The organism is Agathobaculum ammoniilyticum, assembly GCF_025567315.1.
Taxonomy (GTDB): domain Bacteria; phylum Bacillota; class Clostridia; order Oscillospirales; family Butyricicoccaceae; genus Agathobaculum; species Agathobaculum ammoniilyticum.
Genome location: NZ_JAOQJE010000040.1, coordinates 1 through 3,189, shown reverse-complemented (window position 1 = coordinate 3,189; position 3,189 = coordinate 1). Strand labels below are relative to the sequence as shown.

At 55.3% G+C, this 3,189-nt stretch carries 4 protein-coding genes; all 4 read left to right on the top strand.

What is annotated here, in order from left to right:
* Window positions 1-294: hypothetical protein (locus OCV66_RS15415; protein ID WP_262564904.1), on the top strand; the 294-nt coding region annotated here is incomplete at its 5' end.
* Window positions 291-1,307, top strand: a complete 1,017-nt coding sequence (locus OCV66_RS15410; protein WP_147574651.1) for a replication initiator protein A — start codon at window positions 291-293, stop codon at window positions 1,305-1,307. The genes OCV66_RS15415 and OCV66_RS15410, both read left to right, overlap by 4 nt.
* Complete coding sequence (locus OCV66_RS15405) at window positions 1,304-1,855, top strand: hypothetical protein (protein WP_147574650.1); 552 nt, start codon at window positions 1,304-1,306, stop codon at window positions 1,853-1,855. The genes OCV66_RS15410 and OCV66_RS15405 overlap by 4 nt, the downstream gene beginning before the upstream one ends.
* Window positions 1,848-2,765: a hypothetical protein gene (locus OCV66_RS15400; protein ID WP_147574649.1), complete on the top strand. Its 918-nt coding sequence runs from the start codon at window positions 1,848-1,850 to the stop codon at window positions 2,763-2,765. Before OCV66_RS15405 ends, OCV66_RS15400 begins: the two co-directional genes overlap by 8 nt.
* Window positions 2,766-3,189 lie beyond the last annotated feature (424 nt).

Below are 3,189 nucleotides of genomic sequence, written 5' to 3'. Positions count from 1 at the left end.
CCGCCGGACAGGCCGGACGGTGCGGATGGTACGGCAGATACCTCCCACCCCAAAACAGGCGATGGACCTAAAGCGGGATCGCCGGAAGCAGGATCGGCGGTGCCCCCTCCTGAACTGCCAGCGGAGCCGAAATCCCCCTATTCCGACCTACTGCAGCCGGACGATCCCGATCAGGAGGATGATATGCCCGATCATACGACATTTATCCCAACAGATGACCAGATCGACCAATACCAACAGGAACTGGATCGAAACAACGAATTAGACAACGAAAGCGAGGATGCTGCCTTATGAAAAAGAACATCGCTGCAGAAGACCGGCCGGGCTTTACGCTGATGAAGCTGTCCGGCGCCATTTCCTATTTCCACATGCAGATGCCGCGCTGGCTGTTCTGCGACCCGCGTTACATGGATATGGGATTGGAGAGCAAGGTAGCCTACACGTTCCTGCTCAACCGGTACCAGCTGTCCCGCCGCAACGGCTGGGTGAACCGGCACGGCGAGGTGTACATCATCTACACGCGCGAGGATCTGGCACGGGAGCTGCAGGTTTCCTACCGCAAGGCGATAGCCTGCTTTAAGGAACTGGCGGACAGGCGCCTGGTCTGGGAGCAGCGGCAGGGCCGCGGGCTGCCTAACCGCATCTTCCTGGCCGAGGTGGTGCTGGACGAAAAGGCGGCCTACGGCTATGACTGCGCGCCGTTCTGCCCCACGCCAAGACCTGCAGAAATTGCATATCTGGATGAAGTGGATGAGGGCAGAGAACAGGAGCCTTCTGGCGGCATTCCGGATAATATGGTGGAAAACATGCCGGATATGGAGGATGGTGCGCAGGCAAGACCTGCCAAAGCGGCAAACCAAGAACTGCAAAAAACGCACACAAGTAAGAAAGAGAAGAGTAAGAAAGAGTACAGGGATACTGATGATGATCTTCCGACAGTCCCACGCGCGGGCGCGGAGGACGGACGCGAGGCCATAGCGGCGATCTTGCAGCGATGCGAGCTTTCCCGCTATGCGCCGGAGGAAGCGGAGGTGTTCCGTGACGCGGTATCGTGGCTGTACTACTGCGGCCGGCTGCAGCTGGGCGCCTGCACCTACCCGCAGGGCTATGTCCGCGACACGCTCCGGCGGCTGGATGCCGACGTGCTCGACGAAGCGCTGTACAGGCTGCGGCGGAACGAGAACGAGGCGATTTCCAATACGCTGGTCTACACCGCCAAGGTCATTTTCAGTACGATCGTGGAGATGGGGAGCGAAGCCCTGCTTGATCCCGTGTTAAATCAGGTGAAACGGAGGTTGGCGACATGAAGTCAATGTATTACAGCGAGCCGCAGACAGAGCTTCTTTCACTGCTCAAGACACTGGGCGGGATGTGGAAGCGCCAGGTGTACATGCTGCTGTGGCTGCGCTTTGGGATGGACAAAAAAGCCGTGGACCGCACGATCCGCCAGCTGCGCTACGGCGGCGTGCTGCGGGACATGGGGGCGTATGTTCTGGCAGCGGACAGGCGGTTTGACATACAGCTGGCCCGCGCGGTGGATATCTCGCTGGCCCTGTCTGGCAGCAGGGCGCCGGATATATTCCCGCGCAAAAAACCGGTATTTCTGACCGCGTACCTGCCGGAACGGGAGGTGCGGCTGTGTGTGCTGTATATCCCTGTGGGGAAGGAACGGAAGCGCTGCCTTACGCTGGACAGCCTGCGGGTGGAAAACACGATGAAAACGCTGTATGCACTGCTTCTGGATGAAGCGGGACAGGTTGCGGCGCTGCGGGCGGAAACACCGTGCCTGCTGGTCTGGCCGGATAAAAACGAAAAGCTGGAGCTGAAAAAATGGGAGGGGATTCGGAATGAATGAAAAAAACCGTTTGCCGGACGAATTAAATTTGACCAGGCTGAGGTTTTATGAAACGGACTTTAAGGCGCTGGACTACAGCCTGACGGAAAAGGAACAGGCGGAGTGGAACGCGATCTACGCGTCCTACCGGTCCAGCTCCATACTGAGCGGGGAGATCATAGGCGTGGAGGGGGTGCCTCTTCCGGACGGGGAAGACGAAGACGGCACGGACGGGAAAAAGGAGATGCCCTGCCTCACTGTGGTGCAGTACAGGGTAAAGGTGCTGATACCCGAACCCTTTGTATGGAAAGAGGGGGATGAGCGGGAAACCTATGTGCTGGGGCATATGGCAGGGGCGAAGATAGACTATATCATCACCGGCGTGGATCGTGAGGGGCAGTGCGCGGTAGCGTCCCGTGCGCTGGCGATGGAACGGCAGCGGTGGCATGCCCATCGTGTGCGCGGCGTCCAGGAGGGCGATATTGTGGACTGCATGGTGCTGGCTGTGGGGGCGTCCCACCTCACCCTGACAACCTGCGGGCATGACCTGACGCTGGCACAGGCAGGGCTGTCCTATTCTTATCTTGGGGATATGCGCGAAAGCTACTATCCTGGGCAAAAACTGAAAGCAAAGGTGATGGCCGCGGACGAGGAGGGGTTCGCGGTATCTGTACTGGAGGTGGAGCCGAACCCCTATATTGGCGCGGAGTTCCGGCATCCGGTGGGGAGCACGCGGATTGCAAAAATCACAAACAAGTATACCGGCGGCATATTTGGACGTCTGCGGGACGGCTGCACGGTGGTATGCAGGTATGCGCAGCAGTTTTCCGACGACCAGTTTGAGGCAGGCGACAGTGTGATCGTGCAGAGCATGGAGTACAGCGACGACCGGCAGTGGCTGCGCGGAAAGATTAAAGGGAAGATACGGTAATACAGAGGCCGGCCTGTTAGTGCAGAATAGCATTAGCAGGCCGGCGGTTTTTATTGTTTTTTGAAAATTGGTTGTAATAATTAGGTTTGCGACTGATTGTACCTGTTTACTTTAAATTACAATTAAAGAATGTCATTATACTGAACTAACACAATTTGGATATTGTCAAGCCTTTTAGCGCTGAATACAATTATAGAATTTTTAGAAAAATGAAAGAGTTTTCTAAAATATTTAATTTTCAACTTAGTGTCAGGATACTATAATCTAAATCAACAAAGCAAAAAATATGTTGATTTGTGAGGGGGGTAAAAATGAATATGCAATGCAGACTTAGCGTTTTACCTGTATCGTTGTATGAAAAAATAGTATCAGGTGAAATTACGCTTCATGATTGGATGAAAAACGCCAAGCGGCTGGGGCTGGA

What these genes read in the sequence shown, in the direction of transcription:
- OCV66_RS15410 (WP_147574651.1), top strand. Translation starts at nt 291, where the DNA reads ATGAAAAAGAACATCGCTGCAGAAGACCGGCCGGGCTTTACGCTGATG.
- OCV66_RS15405 (WP_147574650.1), top strand. Translation starts at nt 1,304, where the DNA reads ATGAAGTCAATGTATTACAGCGAGCCGCAGACAGAGCTTCTTTCACTG.
- OCV66_RS15400 (WP_147574649.1), top strand. Translation starts at nt 1,848, where the DNA reads ATGAATGAAAAAAACCGTTTGCCGGACGAATTAAATTTGACCAGGCTG.